The organism is Streptomyces sp. NPDC005393 (genome assembly GCF_040606675.1).
Lineage (GTDB): Bacteria > Actinomycetota > Actinomycetes > Streptomycetales > Streptomycetaceae > Streptomyces.
This window is the reverse complement of the sequence record NZ_JBEXFG010000005.1, coordinates 130,141-146,387: the sequence shown is the minus strand read 5'-3', so window position 1 is coordinate 146,387 and position 16,247 is coordinate 130,141. Positions and strand designations below refer to the sequence as shown.

14 protein-coding genes, 1 tRNA gene and 2 pseudogenes are annotated in these 16,247 nt (G+C 69.1%); 6 read left to right on the top strand and 11 right to left on the bottom strand.

Features of this window, described 5'->3' with window-relative positions; all coding sequences use genetic code 11:
• Positions 1–247 precede the first annotated feature (247 nt).
• The 4 genes and pseudogenes from ABZS71_RS07925 to ABZS71_RS07910 form a co-directional block, all read right to left on the bottom strand.
• Positions 248–493: a heavy metal-binding domain-containing protein gene (locus tag ABZS71_RS07925; protein WP_356208304.1), complete on the bottom strand. Its 246-nt coding sequence runs from the start codon at positions 491–493 to the stop codon at positions 248–250.
• Between the two features lie 525 nt (positions 494–1,018).
• Positions 1,019–1,689, bottom strand: a pseudogene (locus tag ABZS71_RS07920) (nucleotidyl transferase AbiEii/AbiGii toxin family protein).
• Positions 1,686–2,030, bottom strand: a complete 345-nt coding sequence (locus ABZS71_RS07915) for a transcriptional regulator (RefSeq protein WP_356208303.1) — start codon at positions 2,028–2,030, stop codon at positions 1,686–1,688. Before ABZS71_RS07915 ends, ABZS71_RS07920 begins: the two are co-directional and overlap by 4 nt.
• Positions 2,031–2,218: 188 nt before the next feature.
• On the bottom strand, positions 2,219–2,968 hold the full coding sequence (locus tag ABZS71_RS07910) for a dienelactone hydrolase family protein (protein ID WP_356208302.1): 750 nt from the start codon (positions 2,966–2,968) through the stop codon (positions 2,219–2,221).
• A gap of 109 nt (positions 2,969–3,077) precedes the next feature.
• On the opposite strand from ABZS71_RS07910, the gene ABZS71_RS07905 reads away from it, so the two are divergent.
• Complete coding sequence (locus ABZS71_RS07905) at positions 3,078–3,560, top strand: MarR family transcriptional regulator (RefSeq protein ID WP_356208301.1); 483 nt, start codon at positions 3,078–3,080, stop codon at positions 3,558–3,560.
• A 178-nt stretch (positions 3,561–3,738) separates the two neighbouring features.
• On the opposite strand, the gene ABZS71_RS07900 is transcribed toward ABZS71_RS07905, so the two are convergent.
• Together ABZS71_RS07900 and ABZS71_RS07895 are read right to left on the bottom strand one after the other, a co-directional pair.
• Positions 3,739–4,005: a hypothetical protein gene (locus tag ABZS71_RS07900; RefSeq protein WP_356208392.1), complete on the bottom strand. Its 267-nt coding sequence runs from the start codon at positions 4,003–4,005 to the stop codon at positions 3,739–3,741.
• Between the two features lie 46 nt (positions 4,006–4,051).
• A pseudogene (locus ABZS71_RS07895) lies at positions 4,052–4,795 on the bottom strand (IS5 family transposase); the annotation flags it as partial.
• Positions 4,796–5,260: 465 nt separating this feature from the next.
• On the opposite strand from ABZS71_RS07895, the gene ABZS71_RS07890 reads away from it, so the two are divergent.
• Positions 5,261–6,499, top strand: a complete 1,239-nt coding sequence (locus ABZS71_RS07890; protein WP_356208299.1) for a hypothetical protein — start codon at positions 5,261–5,263, stop codon at positions 6,497–6,499.
• A gap of 180 nt (positions 6,500–6,679) precedes the next feature.
• On the opposite strand, the gene ABZS71_RS07885 is transcribed toward ABZS71_RS07890, so the two are convergent.
• Positions 6,680–6,838, bottom strand: coding sequence for a hypothetical protein (locus ABZS71_RS07885; RefSeq protein ID WP_356208298.1), 159 nt, complete (start codon positions 6,836–6,838; stop codon positions 6,680–6,682).
• 81 nt (positions 6,839–6,919) lie between these two features.
• On the opposite strand from ABZS71_RS07885, the gene ABZS71_RS07880 reads away from it, so the two are divergent.
• A complete protein-coding gene (locus ABZS71_RS07880) occupies positions 6,920–7,303 on the top strand; it encodes a hypothetical protein (RefSeq protein WP_356208296.1) in 384 nt (127 codons plus the stop codon).
• Positions 7,304–7,487: 184 nt separating this feature from the next.
• Here ABZS71_RS07880 and ABZS71_RS07875 read toward each other — a convergent pair whose 3' ends face one another.
• Entirely contained in the window at positions 7,488–7,841 is a 354-nt protein-coding gene (locus tag ABZS71_RS07875) for a DUF6247 family protein (protein WP_356208294.1), read from the bottom strand.
• 230 nt (positions 7,842–8,071) lie between these two features.
• Positions 8,072–8,145, bottom strand: a tRNA-Gly gene (locus ABZS71_RS07870).
• Positions 8,146–8,667: 522 nt separating this feature from the next.
• Between ABZS71_RS07870 and dcd the strand changes: the two genes are divergently transcribed.
• Both dcd and ABZS71_RS07860 read left to right on the top strand, forming a co-directional pair.
• Positions 8,668–9,243 carry a dCTP deaminase gene (dcd, locus tag ABZS71_RS07865; RefSeq protein WP_355850046.1) on the top strand — a complete coding sequence of 192 codons (576 nt, stop codon included), beginning with the start codon at positions 8,668–8,670 and terminating at the stop codon, positions 9,241–9,243.
• A gap of 5 nt (positions 9,244–9,248) precedes the next feature.
• Positions 9,249–9,767, top strand: a complete 519-nt coding sequence (locus ABZS71_RS07860; RefSeq protein ID WP_355850043.1) for a phosphoribosyltransferase — start codon at positions 9,249–9,251, stop codon at positions 9,765–9,767.
• A gap of 180 nt (positions 9,768–9,947) precedes the next feature.
• On the opposite strand, the gene ABZS71_RS07855 is transcribed toward ABZS71_RS07860, so the two are convergent.
• Positions 9,948–10,907: a Yip1 family protein gene (locus ABZS71_RS07855; protein WP_356208292.1), complete on the bottom strand. Its 960-nt coding sequence runs from the start codon at positions 10,905–10,907 to the stop codon at positions 9,948–9,950.
• A gap of 130 nt (positions 10,908–11,037) precedes the next feature.
• The gene (locus tag ABZS71_RS07850) at positions 11,038–12,735 is read right to left on the bottom strand and encodes a VCBS repeat-containing protein (protein ID WP_356208291.1); all 1,698 of its coding nucleotides are present in this window, start codon (positions 12,733–12,735) and stop codon (positions 11,038–11,040) included.
• A gap of 443 nt (positions 12,736–13,178) precedes the next feature.
• Here ABZS71_RS07850 and ABZS71_RS07845 point away from each other — a divergent pair, with 443 nt between their 5' ends.
• Positions 13,179–16,205, top strand: coding sequence for a SpoIIE family protein phosphatase (locus ABZS71_RS07845; RefSeq protein WP_355850034.1), 3,027 nt, complete (start codon positions 13,179–13,181; stop codon positions 16,203–16,205).
• Positions 16,206–16,247 lie beyond the last annotated feature (42 nt).

The following is a 16,247-nucleotide window of genomic DNA, read 5'->3' as shown; positions in this document are numbered from 1 at the left end:
AGGAAACGTGGTTCGCGCCATGACCGAATTGCCACACAGGTTCGATTTCTGGTGCACGTCCGCCACGGCGGTGATTCAAGAACGTCCGGCCCCGCACACGGCGCCCCCGGAAGCGCCCCTACCAGAACAAGCCATGCCACGTTGCACCCCCCTTCGCTTCCGTCCAGGCATCGGCGCACAGCAGAGGTCTGGGGGACCTCGAGATGATCACTGCGCCCAGCGGCCGGAGCCGTGACCGAGCCCGGGGTCAGAAGTACTTCACCGCGGTCCCGTAGACGACGAAGCTCCGTCCGGAGCCCTGCCCACTCTCGGACTGCGCTACGGCAATGCGAAGACCGACGATCGCATCGGCGCTCCGCTCGGCGGCTTGCTCGTCAATGGCTGACAGAGCCTGCTGGAGGCTGCCCCTGTCTGCGGTGACCAACCACGCTTCCGCGGGGGGCGGGCTGCCGTACGCAGCAATGGGGCTCTCGTTGGTGGTGTACTTCTCCATGAGCGCAGCCTCCGTGCTGCTCCGTCCACCCGCACGCGGACAGGGCCGTTTGGAGTTCATTCCCGAGTCCCCATCCAGAGGCCTCGAGAAGGCTCCAGAGGTGGTGCGGATCTGGCGCAAGGCGCTTGGCATGGTCTGGACAACAAAGAAGCCCCAGGCCGCTGGCCTGGGGCTTTGTGCTGGAGCGGGTGACGGGAATCGAACCCGTGCTCCGAGCTTGGGAATCACGGGGTGGTCAGGGCGGACCCTGCCTTTGACCAGCGCAAACGGGTGCTGACAGCAACCTGTCCCACCTGTCGCGGTACCCGTCATTGACCGCTGTTGACCGCCTTGTTCGGGGCACGACTGGTGCGGGCCGCCCTTCGTCTCGGACCATCGACGGAACGGTCCGCTGAGCCTCGCCTCAGTCCCCCATCCGCACGAGGACGGTCATGGCACGAAACGCGCGGGACGGTGCTGCAAGTCGCTGGGCGAGACAGCCTGAACGTGCCCGCACGGTGCGCCGCTGAAGTGCTGGGGGCTGGTTCAGATTTCGTCATCGATTTCCAGCTCGTGGAGCCGCTCCGTGATGTCGTCGGCCCACGACTGTGCCCACCTGCGCAGTTCGGCGGTGGCTGCTTCGTCGAGGCCGTACGCGGCGAACTCGGCGTCGTCGATCCGGTCGATGCCGGTGAGCCGGGTCTGGAGGTCGTCGAGGTCGAAGGTGTCGCGGGCATGGCGTCGGCCGAGTGTTTCCAGTTCGGTGTGACTCCAACGGTCCGCCGCAGCCCGGACATCAATCAGGTCGCGAGCGAGCCCGCGGTCGGCCAATGCGCGCACCTTGGTGCCGACCACGTCTTCGAGGGAGAGCACCAGACCGTGTTCGGTCTCCACCGGAGGGCGCCAGAGTGCTTCCTTGAGGATGTCGACCTCGCACTCTTCTCCGCTGCCGGCGTCGGTGACGATCAGCCGCGCGGACAGGAGATCGGTTTCCAACGCCCGAACGTGCCAACCGCGTTCTTCCAGTCCCGCGCGTACGGTCCTCGCGATGTTCTCCATCCGTTCCGGATTCTCTTAGCGACGTCCAGGTCCTGGCTGAGCCGGTCGACCAACCCATGCGCTTGGACCGCGTAGCCGCCGGTGAGGACGAGTGGGTAGGCGCCTCCCACGGCGAGCACGTCACAAAGCAGTCGCCGGTGCAGCTCCGTGAGGTTCACGCGACGGCCTGGGCATGAGCTAGCTCGGCGAAGGCGCTCTCCCAGGCGTCGCGGGCATCGCGGCTGATCAAAGTGCGGAGGACGGGCCACATGCTGATCAGCAGGTCCTGGTTGAGGTACTGCACCAGATCGTCGTGCATCCCCTCGGCCAGGACGATCCGGTAGAAGCTCATCCTCAGCCGGGGCTGGTCGAGATCGAACCGGGTCAGCCCGGACCATGCCATGTGCAGCGGCAGGCCGACGATGCCATGGGCCGGGCCAGCGAGCTCCGAGAGCTCGGCGGGGAGCCGCCGGGTGAACTTGGCGCGGCGGAGCTCAGAGGCGCTGGGCGTTGATGCCATGCCTCGATTATTCCGCAGGGGGTGAGGCTGCTGGGGGCGTGCTGGAGAGAAGGGCCTGGACAACAAACAGGCCCCGGTCTCTGACCTGGGCCTTTGCCGTGGAGCGGGTGGGCCGCTGCGTTGCGGCTGGCGTGCGAGCTACAGGCTGCGGAGCCGTGCACTTCGGGTTTATTTTCCGGGCCGGAGGGTCAGCTGTTGGCCAGGGTGCGGCCAAGGAGGGGGAGCAGGCGGTCCCAGTGGCGCTGCAGCCCGGCGGGGTTGAAGGCGTCGGTGTCGGACATGGTGAAGCCGTGGACGGTGCCGGGGTAGATCTCGGTGGTGTACGTGACACCTGCGGCATCCAGGGCTTGTTCGAGCTCGGTGCGGGCCTCGGGCGACATGTCGTTCTCGGAGAGGCCGAGATGGACTTCCGCGGTGAGCTCGGAGACGAGGCGGTGCGGGCTGTCGGGCGCGTCCGTGACCAGGAAGCCGGGGTGGAATCCGGCGACGGCGGCCACCTGGTCGGGGTGGGCGGCTGCGGTGCGCACCGCCAAGGGGGCGCCCATGCAGTAGCCGATCGCGGCGACCGGTCCGGCGCTGACCTCGGGCTGGGTGGTGAGGAACCTGAGGTAGGCGTCGGCGTCGCGCAGGACCCGTTCGGTGGTGTGCGCCTCGACCAAGGGCATCAGCTGGGCGACGACCGCGGGCCGGATCTCGTGTCCGATGTGCTCGGGAAGTTCGATCACCGGTGCCGGGCCGTGCCGGTAGTAGAGGTTGGGGACGAGCACGTAGTACCCGTGCTCGGCCAGTTCGCGGGCCTTCTCCTCCAGCTCGGGCCGCACGCCGAAGACGTCCGTGTACAGCAGCACCCCCGGGTGCCGCTCGGCACGGTCGGGGAAGGCGGCGAAAGCGTCGGCCTGGCCGTCCGTGGTGGGAATCTGCAGTGTCTTGGTGGGCAAGTTCTTCCTTCCTTGGAGTTCACTCGATAAACGTTTATTGCACTAACGTTTTCGGTGCGAGTGACCGTACATCGTTAGTCGAACTAACGCAATGGGTAGGATTGGCGCCATGATCAGAGCCGAAGCCGCGGACATGCCCGACGGCGGCGCGCCCAAGACGCCCGACAGGCTGCGTCGACTGGCGAGCCGACTGTTGTCGCAGCTGACCGCGCGGTCGGACCGGCTGATGAACGAGGGGCTGGCCCGGGCCGACGCCCGCAAGTGGCACTACGCCGTGCTCGCCTCACTGCAGGAATACGGGCCGGGCAGCCAAGCGGCGCTGAGCCGGCGCACCGGCATCTACCGCAGCGACATGGTCGGCGTGCTCAATGAACTGGCCGAGCGTGACCTCGTCGAGCGGGCGCCGGATCCCGACGACCGGCGCCGCAACATCATCACGATCTCCGCCCAAGGCCGCCGCCACCTACGCCTCCTCGACAAGGTCCTGGACGACCTCCACGACGAACTGCTCGCGCCGCTGAGTCCGGCCGAACGCGACCAGTTCGTGCAGTTGCTCACCCGCTTGCTGGACCACCACGCCCGGACCTCCTGACCCCGTGTAGCGGCATCCGACATCAACGCTGCCCGGGGTGCTGTTCCATAGGTGGTCGCCTATGAAACACGGCGCCGCGCGATGGTCCACCTGCGGGCGATCATGTTTCATGAGGCGTTGCAAACAGTTGGACGCCTGAAACACGCTCATGAAACGCTCTGGGTCGTGAGCGACGACTTCAAGGGCGTGGAATCGGAGCCTGCCCGATGTCCATCTGCGCCGCCCCGACGGGCTCGCCGGCTTCGTAGGCGGTGGTGATCCGCTCCGCGGCATGACTCATTTCATGACTCGACCTGTCAAAGGGCGCGAAGAGATCCACGTCGTCACTGACACGGTTGACGATGTGATGAGCCTGGACGGCGTAGCCGCCCGCAAGCGCGTAGCCGTAGTCCTCGGCGAGCGCGTCGAGTCCGATGCGGATCAGCTGGTGATGCAGTTCGTCCACTAGGGCCTGTTCTGAGTCTGGAGCATGTGGCTGGGTGGAGGCTGCGGAGCCAGATGACCGCGCCCCGTAAGTGGAGCCCGGCGAGGTAGCTCTCGGGGGTTTTGTCGTAGCGGGCGGCCAGGCCGTGCCATGCCTTGATCTTGTTTATGCAGCGTTCCACGCTGTTGCGGTCGCGGTAGAGCTCGGCGTCGTGGGAGACGGGCCGCCCGCCCCGGCGGCCCTTCTTCTTGCGGTTGGCGGCCTGGTCGGCCTTCTCCTGGATCACCGCCTTGATCTTCCGATGGCGGAGGTAGGCGCGGTTGGCGCGGGAGGAGTACGCCTTGTCGCACGGCCACGGCCACGGCCACGGCGTCGGGCCGGGTGCGCGGACGGCCCACCGGGCCGCGGATCTTGACCTTGTCCAGGACCGGGATGAAGCGGGGGCTGTCGGAGGCCTGCCCCTCGGTCAGTTCGAAGGACAGCGGGCGGCAGCGCCGCTCGGCTGCGAGGTGGACTTTGCCGGTCAGGCCGCCGCGTGAGCGGCCCAGCCCGGCGGCCCTCAAGCGGGCCCGGTGCCTGCGCCGGATGCGCCGCCGTTCTTCCCCGCCGGGGTCGCCGGGCTCGCTGTCCGCTGCGGTGACCTGCGCCTCTTGTCCCCGCGTGCGGCCCCTTTTTCGTCCTCAGCTGCCTTCTCCAGGGCTTCCAGCACCTCTTCGCGCATGGCCGTGCCGGCCGCGTCGTGGTGGGCGCGGGCCACGGTGGAGTCCACGCTGACCAGCGACAAGTCCACCTGTCCTCGCCGTGCCGCCTCGGTGTGCTGGTCTTGTCGCCTGGCCCTGCGGGCCCCGCGCAGGTGCCGGAGTGGGCGCGGACCGAGCCGTTGCCGGAGCGGACGCCTGGTAGCGGGTGTTCACTGCGCTGCTGCCCAGGATGGCGCCGATGAGGTCCTGGGCCGGGTGGTCGCGGTGGACTCCGCCACTGTGCGTGCCCACCGCCGCGGCCGTGGTCCCGTAAAAGTGGCCCCGGCCGACAAGCCGCGCGACCATACCCTCGGACGGTCCCGGGGGTGGACTGACGACGAAGATTCATCTGGCCGCCGACGGCCGTGCAACACCGGGGAACGGTGCATCAACCGCCTCAAGCAATGGCGTGGCCTGGCCGCCCGCTATGACAAGACCGCCGCCATCTTCCTCTGGGACGCACGATGATCCGAAAGGAAGACCCTGGTGGACGATTCGAGATGTTGCCCTGTTTGTCGGCATTTAAGGTATGTGTCATGAGTCGAATACACAAGATCATCCCGTTACTGACGGTCGTCGTCTTCGTGTTGTTGCACGTCTTCGCCTATCCAGCCACGCGCTTCGCCAATGACTCATACCGCTACGCTCGCTCAGCGTACGAGTTCTTGGGCGACCCCTACCGGAAAGCCCAGGACAAAGCGCTGCGGGCCTACTGCGCGGACACGGCGGCCATGCTTCAGCGAAACCGCATGCTGCATCAGATCGAGTTCCGGGCCCCGGTGCGCCGCCATGAGTTCCAGGACTGCCTGGCTCGGCATGCGGATGGCCTCAACCCCAGCCATCCGCGGTACGAGGCGCTCTTTCAGGCTCGCCCCGCCTATCCACTGGTGGCCGCACCGTTCGTCTGGCTCTTGGGGGCCAAGGCGGGGCTGACGGCCGTTGCCCTGGGTTTCACGGCGCTCGGAGGGCTGTTGGTCCTGGTGCTCTTGCGCGCGCTGCGTGCACCGCCTCCGGTGGCATGGCTCGGTCAGTGCCTGTACTACGTCACGCCCATAGGGCTGTGGGGCAGTCGGCCTATGACGGAAGGTCCGATGATTGCCCTCATGGTGGCCATGCTGCTCGGTGCGGTGTGGCTGTGCCAGGGGCGGTGGGTGGCGGGGGCTCTGCTGTCCGTGGGGGCCTTCGCGCTGGGTTTCGCGGTCAAGTACTCAAGCTTCGTCCTGATGGGGCCATGCCTGGTGGCGGCGAGTGCCATGGCGCTGATGTTCGTTCCACAGGCCCGGCACAAGGGCACGCGCTGCCTGCTCATCGTCTCGCTCTTCGAGTCCCTGGTCGCCTTTGCGATGAGCAGGGTGCTCCGATTGCCCGGATTGGAGGCTTCGCTCCAGGACACCTTCTCCCTCCACTGGACGTATTCCGAAGTCGCCAGCCCATGGCGCCTGCTGGTCCGGCTCGATGCCAACTACTGGTGGCAGTGGCTACAGAGAGAGGCATTGGCTCCCTCTCTGCTCTTGCTCCTGGCGTTGGGCGCCTGGGGCGCGATGAGCCGCTCGGTGCCCATCGCGCTTTGCCTGATCGCCGTGGGCGGTACGGGCCTGCTGACGTCCGCAGCCCACCCGGTAGCGATGGAGGGCGACAGGCTCTACGTGCAGGTGTGGTTGATAGTCGTCGTCGGGCTGCCCCTCCTGGTCGAGCGGCTGCGCATGAGCGGCGGGGCCTCCGACGCGCTGCCTGCGCGAAGTGATCCTCTGATGAAGAGCCACGGGCGCCAGTGAAGAACAGTTCGTCTCAAGCACCTGCCCCCGACCTCCCCCTCGTTGCGCTGGGCCCTCGCCGACGAGGCGGTGGTCGAATCTGCTTGGGCGCGAGGGGCCTGACCGCTGACCCCAGCGTTGGCCGGCATCATGTTGGGCCAAACTGGGGGCTGCCCTGCTGATGATGGCGCGGCCAAAGCGTCACCGCGCTTTGCGCAGGATGTCATTGATCGCTTGAATCACGGCGTCCTGGCGCTCTTCGTGAAGCCAGCCATGCCCGGCGTTTTCGAGGATCCGGTGCTCCCCGAGTGGGACTGACGCCGCCAGGTGTGCGTACAGCGTGGTCTTGGCCGCGTTCAACTCCCTTCTCTGCCAGCCTTAGGTGAGACGTCCCGTTCTGCGGGGTTAGCCTGAGAGGGCACGACAGGAGAATCGCCCCTTATGCCAAGCACCGAGCCGGTCGGGTCCGGCCCGGCACCGAGGCCGAAGCGCCGCACCTTCACCTCGGAGTACAAACTGCGGATCGTCGCCGAGTACGACGCCGCGCCCAGGAACGAGAAGGGTGCGATCCTGCGCAGGGAACGGCTCTACCACTCGCATGTCAAGGAGTGGCGGGCCGCCCAGGATGCCGGGGCCCTGGAGAACCTGGTCGATCGCCGGACCAGCCCAGCCCGTGCGAAGAAGTCCGCCGCGGAGGTGGAGAACGAGAAGCTGCGCCGGCAGGTGGAGCGGCTACAGAAGGACCTGGCCCGCAACAAGGCCGCACTCGAGGTGATGGGAAAGGCCTCCGCGCTCTTGGAAATGATCTCCGAGAGCGCGGACTGAAGTACGCCGTACGGCCGCAGGGACGTGGACCTGAACGACTACGAGCGGATGCAGCCGATCTCGGGTGGGCGCGAGATCGCGCAGCGATCGGAAGCAAGCGGGTTCCCGAGTCCGCGGCGTACTGGTCGCCCAGCGTCTTACCGCCGTGGCCCACGAGTCGTACGCGCTTCCGGCAAGGTGTCGCTCACGCGGAGATCTCGTGGTGTGCCATGTCCGTGATCTGTCGGATCTCGGCGAGTGCAGAGCGAAGGGCGTCTCGGTCGGTGGCCTCTTCCGCTACGGCTTCCAACTCGCGCAGGCGGGCGGCGCGGGCCGGGTAGCGCTGGATGGCGACGAATTCGCCCCACCACTGCAGGAACGTACGCAACGGAGCGATCGTGCTCTGGGCGGCGGCTTGTTCGACCGCGCGGTCGAGGTGCTCGACGAAGGACGGCAGCTGGGCGGGGGCAATCTGGGCGACCGCTGCGCGAAGCGCTGCCGGAGTGAGCGCCGGCATAGGGATCAGGGGCCCGTCGGCGGCAGAGGGCTGCTCGGTCATCGAAGCGTCTCCTGGGCGGCGGTCTGCGTGATCTTCTAGCCGTTGTTGCGGACGCTGGGCTGAGCCTACGCCCGCGTCTCGTCCGCCACACAACACCTGACGCGCCTCGATCGTTTTGGCCCAGGTGTGATCGCGTGTGCCTGGATCTCGATGTCGAGTCGTCAGTGGGCTGCGCAAAGGGGGCTTGGGACAACAAAGAAGCCCCGGGCCGCTGGCCTGGGGCTTTGTGCTGGAGCGGGTGACGGGAATCGAACCCGCGCTCTGAGCTTGGGAAGCTCATGTTCTACCATTAAACTACACCCGCGAGGGCGCCGATTTCGTTGGCGCCGCATCGTCGCACACTGTACCCCATGGCTGCCCCCCGACGCATTTATCGTGGGGTCTTCGTGCTGTTTGGGGGTGGTTCGGGGGATTCGGGGAGGGTGGGGGAGGGGGAGAAGCGGCTGTTGGGGTGCGGGAGTTGGGGTGTACGGTGGGGGTGCGGAGTGCCGCGTGGAGCGGTGGGTGATTGATCCCCTAATGTGGCTTTTGTCGTCCACGCCGTCCACGTTCTTGGGGAAGGGACTCATGGAGCGCACCGTCGTCCGTTGTGCTGAAGGGCACGTGTTCAGCACCGCCTCGTTCCCGATGCAGCACCTCACCGTCGACCGGATTGGCCCCGGGCGGCTGCTGCGGTGTCCGCGTTGCGCCAGGCTCCGGCATGCGGTGCCGGTGGGGCTTGAGAAGCGGTAGAAGCGGCAGCCGATGAGGTCAGAGGGGCAGGGCCCGGTCCGGTGGGACCGGGCCTGTGCCGTGGGGGCGGGTTTGGGTTGCGTATCCTCGTGCTGTGCTTCTCTCAGACAAGGACATCCGGGCCGAGATCGACGCCGGGCGGGTGCGGGTTGATCCGTACGATCCGTCTATGGTGCAGCCGTCGAGTATCGACGTGCGGCTTGACCGGTTCTTCCGGGTGTTCGAGAACCACCGCTATCCCCATATCGACCCGGCGGTGGAGCAGCCCGATCTGACGCGGCTGGTGGAGCCCGAGGGCGATGACGCGTTCGTCCTGCACCCCGGCGAGTTCGTGCTGGCCTCGACGTACGAGGTGGTCACGCTGCCGGACGACATCGCCTCGCGGCTCGAGGGGAAGTCGAGCCTCGGCCGGCTGGGGCTGCTGACGCACTCCACGGCCGGATTCATCGACCCCGGGTTCTCCGGGCATGTGACGCTCGAGCTGTCGAATGTCGCGACGTTGCCGATCAAGCTCTGGCCGGGGATGAAGATCGGGCAGCTGTGCATGTTCCGGCTGACCTCGCCCGCCGAGCATCCGTACGGCTCGGAGCGCTACGGCTCCCGCTATCAGGGGCAGCGCGGGCCGACACCCTCGCGGTCGTTCCAGCGCTTCCACCGGACGAAGGTGTAAGCGGCATGGGCGAGCAGCAGGAGAAGCGGGAGAACCTGACGTACGAGCGCTTCGGCGTCGCGGTCCGCGAGTTGGCGCAGACGATCGCCGACGACGGATACGAGCCCGACATCGTGCTGTCCATAGCGCGCGGCGGCGTCTTCGTCGCGGGTGGGCTGGCGTACGCGCTCGACTGCAAGAACATCCACCTGGTGAATGTGGAGTTCTATACGGGCGTGGGGACCACCTTGGACATGCCCGTCATGCTCGCGCCGGTGCCGAAGCTGATCGACTTCTCCGACAAGAAGGTGCTGATCGCCGACGACGTCGCGGACACCGGCAAGACGCTGAAGCTCGTCCGCGACTTCTGCCTCGACGCGGTCGCCGAGGTGCGCAGTGCGGTGATCTACGAGAAGTCGCAGTCGCTGGTGAAGTGCGAGTACGTCTGGAAGCGCACCGACGAGTGGATCAACTTCCCCTGGAGTGTTTTGCCTGTAGTACGTAAGTCGGGGGAGCCGATCACGCCTTCGAGAGAGGCTCTCTAACCGTCCCCGCTGGCATCCGGGGGGCGTCGTCCGTAAGCCGCTTGACTTAGGGGGAGGGAATGGCTGCTGCGCGGCGTGCCTAGGCGTCCAGGCGTCCAGGGGGCGCGAGGGGGTGGGGATGGAGAGGCTTGAGGGGCCCGCCTGTGCGGGCCCCGTTTGTGTGCACCCGTTCTTACAGCCCTACAGCGTTCCCAGCTTCAGCAGCGACAGCAGCGCGATCAGCTGGATCGCCGACGCCCCCAGCGCCTTCGGCCACGGCAGATCGTGCGACTTGTTCACCATCGAGGTGAACAGCGCGCCCGCCGCCAGCCAGGTCGCCCACCCCAGCACCTTCACCAGCGAGCTGTCGCCGCCGAGGAAGAGTGCGAACACCAGCCGCGGCGCGTCCGTGATCGACATGATCAGCATCGACAGGCCGATGGTCGGCGCCCAGGTGCCGTCGCCGCCCAGCTGGCGGGCGAGGGTGTGGGTGACCGCGCCCAGGATCAGACCGCTGATCACCACGGCCACGCCCGCGGTGAGGACCCACGGGATGCTGTTGGCCATAGGGGCGTTGAGGACGTCCTTACGGGCGTCATCGAAGCCGAAGACCGCCAGCAGACCGTAGACGAAGGTCACGATGAGCGCCGGGCCCCACATCGTGTAGTCGCGCATCTGCCAGAAGGTGGCCGACGGGCGCAGCACGATGCCGCTCAGCAGCTGCTTCCAGTGCAGCCGGGGGCCGGCGGGCGGGGCGGTGGAGGAGCCGCCGCGGTAGGCGTTGCCGTAGCCGTCGTCGTACGGGCCGGGGTCCTGGCCCTGGCCGTACGGGTCGTACGCGTCGGGCGCCTCGCCGATGCTGAACGCCTGCGTATGGCCCGCGTCGTTGTCGGCGTACGCGCCGGGGCCCTGGCCGTACGGTCTCTGCCCCTGGCCCTGGCCTCCAGGGCCGGTGCCCTGTCCGGGCCCGGGGCCGTAGTGCGGGTCCTGGCCGCCGAAGTACTCCGGCTCTCCCTGTGAGGCGGGCTGCTGCCACTGCGGCGGCTGCTGCCGGCCGTACGGGGCCTGCTGCCCGTACGGCTGCTGCTGCGGTCGCTGCTGCTGCCCCTGTTGCGCGGAGTGGGAGTCCCGTCCGCGTCCGATCCTGAATCCAGCCACCATTCGAACGTACCCGGTCGTAGCGGGCGGGGTGCGGGAGCTGTGTGACAGGCCAGGCTTTGCGGCCGAGCTGTGACATCCCTTAGGGGGACCCTGACGGGTTTTCCCCCTGGTGGGATGTCTGGTGGTCTCCCTAGTCGTCCGCCGTGCCGGTCGCCTTGTCGTCTGCCGTGCCGGCCGCCTGGGCGTGCCTGTGGCCGTCCGCCGCGAAGGGCTTGCTGGTGAAGGCGGTCTCGTCCGCCGCACCGTCCGTGATCCACCAGCGCTCCGGCCGTTCGCCGTACCGGGAGAAGGCCAGACCGCGGCCCCAGGCGAGCACCACCTCGTCCTTGCCGTCGTGGTCGAAGTCCGCGACGCCGTACAGCCGGGCGGCGCGCCCGCCCTTACGGACCGTCTTGCCGTCCACACGGGCCGGGACGGCGCGGGTCAGGGTGTGGCGGCGGGCGATCCCGTCCAGGCCCTCAGAGGACGAGGAGGAGGACGTGGAGGAGGATTTCGACCGGGGCGAGGGGCCCGACCGCAGGGTCAGGAGCTCGACCCCGCCCCGGCCCAGCGAGACGGCCAGCTCATCGGTGCCGTCGCCGTCCGTGTCGGCGGCGGCCAGCGCGCCCGACATTTTGGGGATCTTGAAGCGGTACGGGAAGGAACCCGTCCTGTGCGCCGCGCCCTTGGTGTAGACGCTCACCGTCTTGCCGATGTCCGGCTTCTCCGTCTCATCGCCAGGCTCGGTGTTGCGGGTGCCGCTGTCGCCGACCGCGACATCCCGCCGGCCGTCCCCGTCGAAGTCGCCGAAGGTGATCGCGTTGCCCTCGCGCAGCCTGCGGCCCGTACTACTGAGGCCATGGCGGGTCGCGGTCAGCAGTGTGGAGCTGGACTGCTCGTCGTCGTTCAGGGTGTGCACCACCAGATCGGTGGCACGGTGGCCGTCGATCCGGTCGGCGACGAGATCGCCGATCTCGCCGCGCTTCTCGTGCAGCGGGCTGTCGTACGGAACGGTCCTGGCGGCCTTGCCCGCCCGGTTGAACGGTCCGTACAGCAGCAGCAGGGAGTGGCGGTCCGCGCGGACCAGGGCCAGGTCGTGGTGGCCGTCGCCGTTGAAGTCGCCCACGGTCGGGCGCTGGGGGTCCACGCCGTCCTCCGGGCCGGTCAGCTGGACGCGGGCGGCGGACCGGGTCTGCCGGGGGCCGCCGGGGCCGCCCCAGGAGACGTAGGGGACGGTCCGGACGGTGGCGTGGACGCGCGCGGTCTCGCGTTTGCCGAGCCGTTCGCCCGCGGTGGTGGTGACATCGGCGTAGCCGTCGCCGTCGAGGTCGGCCGTGGCCACCTCGGTCGCGCCCGCGACGGTGACGTCGTCGGAGGGCAGACCGAGGGCCTTGTGGCCGAGCACGGTACGGGTGGCGGGATCGAGGCCGTCGGCCGAGCCGTGGACGAAGGCGATCCGGCTGGGCAGGCCCACCTTGCCGGAGGCGACGGGGAGTTGGAGGTCGGGGTAGCCGTCGCCGTTGAGGTCGTCGGGCAGCCGGCTGCCCTTGCCGTGGGGGACGGGCGCGGTCGCGGTGGGGGTGCGGACGGCTCCGGCGGCGGTTTTGCCGCCGTGGTGGGATCCCTTCGGCCCGTCGCCGTCGGGGCCGCAGGCGGTGAGCAGCAGCGCCACGGCGGCGGCACAGGCGGCGGAACGGGTGGCGGTGCGGGTGGCGGTGCGGGTCGCGGCACGGGCGGCGGCACCGGTGGCGGTGCGGGTGACGTTACGAGCCGCGGTACGGGCGGTGCGGCGCTGGAGTGGACCCGGGACGCGGCCGGGTGGTGCGGTGGGGGGAGGTGCGGGCGTCATCGGGCCACCTCAGCGTATCGGGGGCGGGTGAGGCCATGGGGCCGGGTACTTCGTTACCAGGGTGATGCGTTGCGTTACGTACCGCCCGGGGATGGTCTTTCCGGAAGATCTGGGGCTGATCCGTCCGGTTGACTGTAAAGATGACCTTTGTAGCACAAGGTCTGTCCAGGACATTTACGGATGGGTGGTTGGGGCATGATCCTGTAGAGATTCGCAACGTTGGTGTGAGAAGGGATACTTCACGGCCAGGATCGGTAGTTGTTCGAAGCGGGCGAGCGGGGGCCGGCCATGTGCGTTTCGCACGGTGCACGGGTGACGGATGAGGTGGCGAGACCGGTGGAGGAGGGTGCGGACGGGGTGTAGGCGCGATGTCGGACGGGAATGGCCGGCCGGCGGCGGATGCCGCTCGCCCGCCGCTGGACGAGGGTGCTAGAGATAACGACATGGCCGGATTGTTCGGTCGATCGCGGGTTCCGTTGGCCCGCACGATGACCGACTGGCGCCCACGCGGTCGGCGCGAGCATCGGGATCGGCGGCATCCGGGAGATGCGCAGGACCGGCGGGACCAGGGCCAACGAGACCAGCAGGGCCAACGAGACCAGCAGGGCCAACGGGACCGGTGGGATCAGGCTGACCCCTATGACCAGGGGGATCAGCGGGACCAGCGGGATCCGCGGAATCCGCATGAGCACCGGCGGGCCTGGTCCAGGCGCCGGCAGGCCCAGCGCCGCCGGCGCCCCGGGCGCGGTGTGCGCACGGTCGCGGGCCAGGTGTTCGTCCTGCAGGTCGGGGTCGTGCTGCTGCTCGTCGTCGCCGCCGTGGTGGCGCTCGTACTGCAGTCGCGGTACGACAGCGAGCGAGAGGCCCGTAACCGTTCGATGGCCGTCGCCGAGAGCTTCGCGAGCGCCCCGGGCATGGTGCGCGCGCTGCGCAGCCCCGATCCGACCGCCGTACTGCAGCCGCTTGCCGAGCGGGCCCGCAAGGCGTCCGGTGTCGACTTCGTCGTGGCCATGTCGCCGCAGGGGATCCGCTACACCCACCCCAACCCCGCCCGGATCGGGAAGCACTTCATGGGCAGCATCCGGCCGGCCGTGGAGGGCCGTACGGTCACGGAGACGTTCACCGGCACCCTTGGCCTCTCCGTACGCTCGGTGGTCCCCGTCAAGGACAGCGGGGGGAAGGTCGTCGGCCTGGTCGCGGCCGGGATCACGATCAAGAAGGTGAGCGGCGCCGCCGAGCATCAGCTGCCGCTGCTCTTCGGTGCGGCCGCGGCCGCGCTCGGGCTCGCCACAGCCGGTACGGCGCTGGTCAGCAGGCGGCTGCGGCGTCAGACCCACGGCCTGGACCCGGCCGAGATGACCCGGATGTACGAGCACCATGACGCGGTGCTGCACGCCGTACGGGAGGGGGTGCTGATCGTCGGCGGTGACGGGCGGCTGGTGCTCGCCAACGACGAGGCGCGCCGCCTCTTCGACCTGCCCCCGGACGCCGAGGGCCGCCTGGTCTCCGAGCTCGGCTTCGATCCGCATACGGCCGCGCTGCTGGCCTCCGGGCGCCCGGCGACCGACGAGGTGCACACGGCGGGCGAGCGGCTGCTGTCCGTCAGCCACCGCCCCACGGACCGCAACGGCGGGCCGCCCGGCAGCGTCGCCACGCTGCGCGACACCACCGAGCTGCGCGCGCTGTCGGGCAAGGTCGACCTGGCGCGCAACCGGCTGAAGCTGCTGTACGACGCGGGGGTGTCCATCGGCACCACGCTGGATGTGGTGGGCACCGCCCAGGAGCTGGCGGAGTACGCAGTGGCCCGGTTCGCCGACTACGTCTCCGTGGACCTCGCGGACTCGGTGCTGCGCGGCGAGGAGCCGCCGGAGGGCGCGGCGGGCTCCGGCGGCGGGAGCACCGTCCCGGCGAGCCCGGCGGCGGACGGCGGGCCCGACGGCCGGTGGACCGCCCTGCGCCGTACGGCCCTGAGCGGCATCCGCGACGACGGCCCGCTCTACCCCCTCGGCATGCTGATCCAGTTCTGCCCGAGCTCGCCCCAGGCGCGGGGGTTCCGCACCGGCGCGGTGACGGTCGAGCCGGTGCTGAGCGACTTCGGCGGCTGGCAGGAGCAGGACCCCGAGCTTGCCCAGCGGATCGTCGACTACGGCATCCACTCGATGATCACGGTCCCGCTGCGGGCCCGGGGCGTCGTGCTGGGCGTGGCGAGTTTTATGCGCGCGGAGAAGCCCGAGCCCTTCGAGGAGGACGACATCTCCCTCGCCGAGGAGCTGGTCACCCGCGCCGCCGTCAGCATCGACAACGCCCGCCGCTATACGCGCGAGCACACCATGGCCGTAACGCTTCAGCGCAGCCTGCTGCCGCGGGTGCTGCCCGAGCAGGACGCGCTGGATGTGGCGTACCGCTATCTGCCCGCCGAGTCGGGGGTGGGGGGCGACTGGTTCGATGTCATTCCGCTGCCGGGGGCGCGGGTGGCGCTGGTGGTGGGGGATGTGGTGGGGCACGGGTTGCACGCGGCGGCGACGATGGGGCGGTTGCGTACGGCGGTGCACAACTTCTCCACGCTCGATCTGCCGCCCGACGAGATCCTCTCGCACCTCGACGATCTGATCGCCCGGATCGACCAGGACGAGAGCCACAGCGGTCTGGAGGGCGCCGACGGCGGTGTTGAGGTGATCATCGGGGCCACCTGTCTGTACGCGATCTACGACCCGGTGGCCCGCCGCTGCACCATGGCCCGGGCCGGCCATCCGCCGCCCGCGGTGGTCAGCCCCGACGGCAGCGTGGAGTTCCCCGATCTGCCGGCCGGGCCGCCGCTGGGCCTGGGCGGGCTGCCGTTCGAGACGGCCGAGCTGGAGCTGGCCGAGGGCAGCCATCTGGTGCTCTACACGGACGGGTTGATCGAGAAGCGCGACCGGGACATCGAGACGGGTCTGGCGATGCTGGGCGAGGCGCTGTCCCAGCCCGGGCGGACGCCGGACGAGACCTGTACGGCCGTGCTGGACGCGCTGCTGCCCGACCGCCCGAGCGATGACATCGCGCTGATCGTGGCCCGTACGCGGGTGCTGGAGCCCGGCCGGATCGCCGACTGGGAGGTCCCCTCCGACCCCTCGCATGTCGCCGAGGTGCGGGCCGCGGTGGCCCGGCAGCTGATGGCGTGGGAGCTGGGCGAGGTGGCGTTCACGACCGAGCTCATCCTCAGCGAGCTGATCACCAACGCGATCCGCTACGCGACCGGCCCGATCCGGGTGCGGCTGCTGTGCGACCGCTCCTTGATCTGCGAGGTCTCGGACACCAGCAGCACCTCGCCGCATCTGCGCTACGCGGCGACGATGGACGAGGGCGGCCGCGGGCTGTTCCTGGTCTCGCAGTTCGCGGACCGCTGGGGCACCCGGTATGCCTCGGACGGCAAGGTCATCTGGACCGAGCAGGCGCTGCCCCCGCCGAAGAACGGCAAGCCGCGGCAGTAACGGCAAGCTGCGGCAGTAACGGCAAGCCGCGGCAGTAACGGC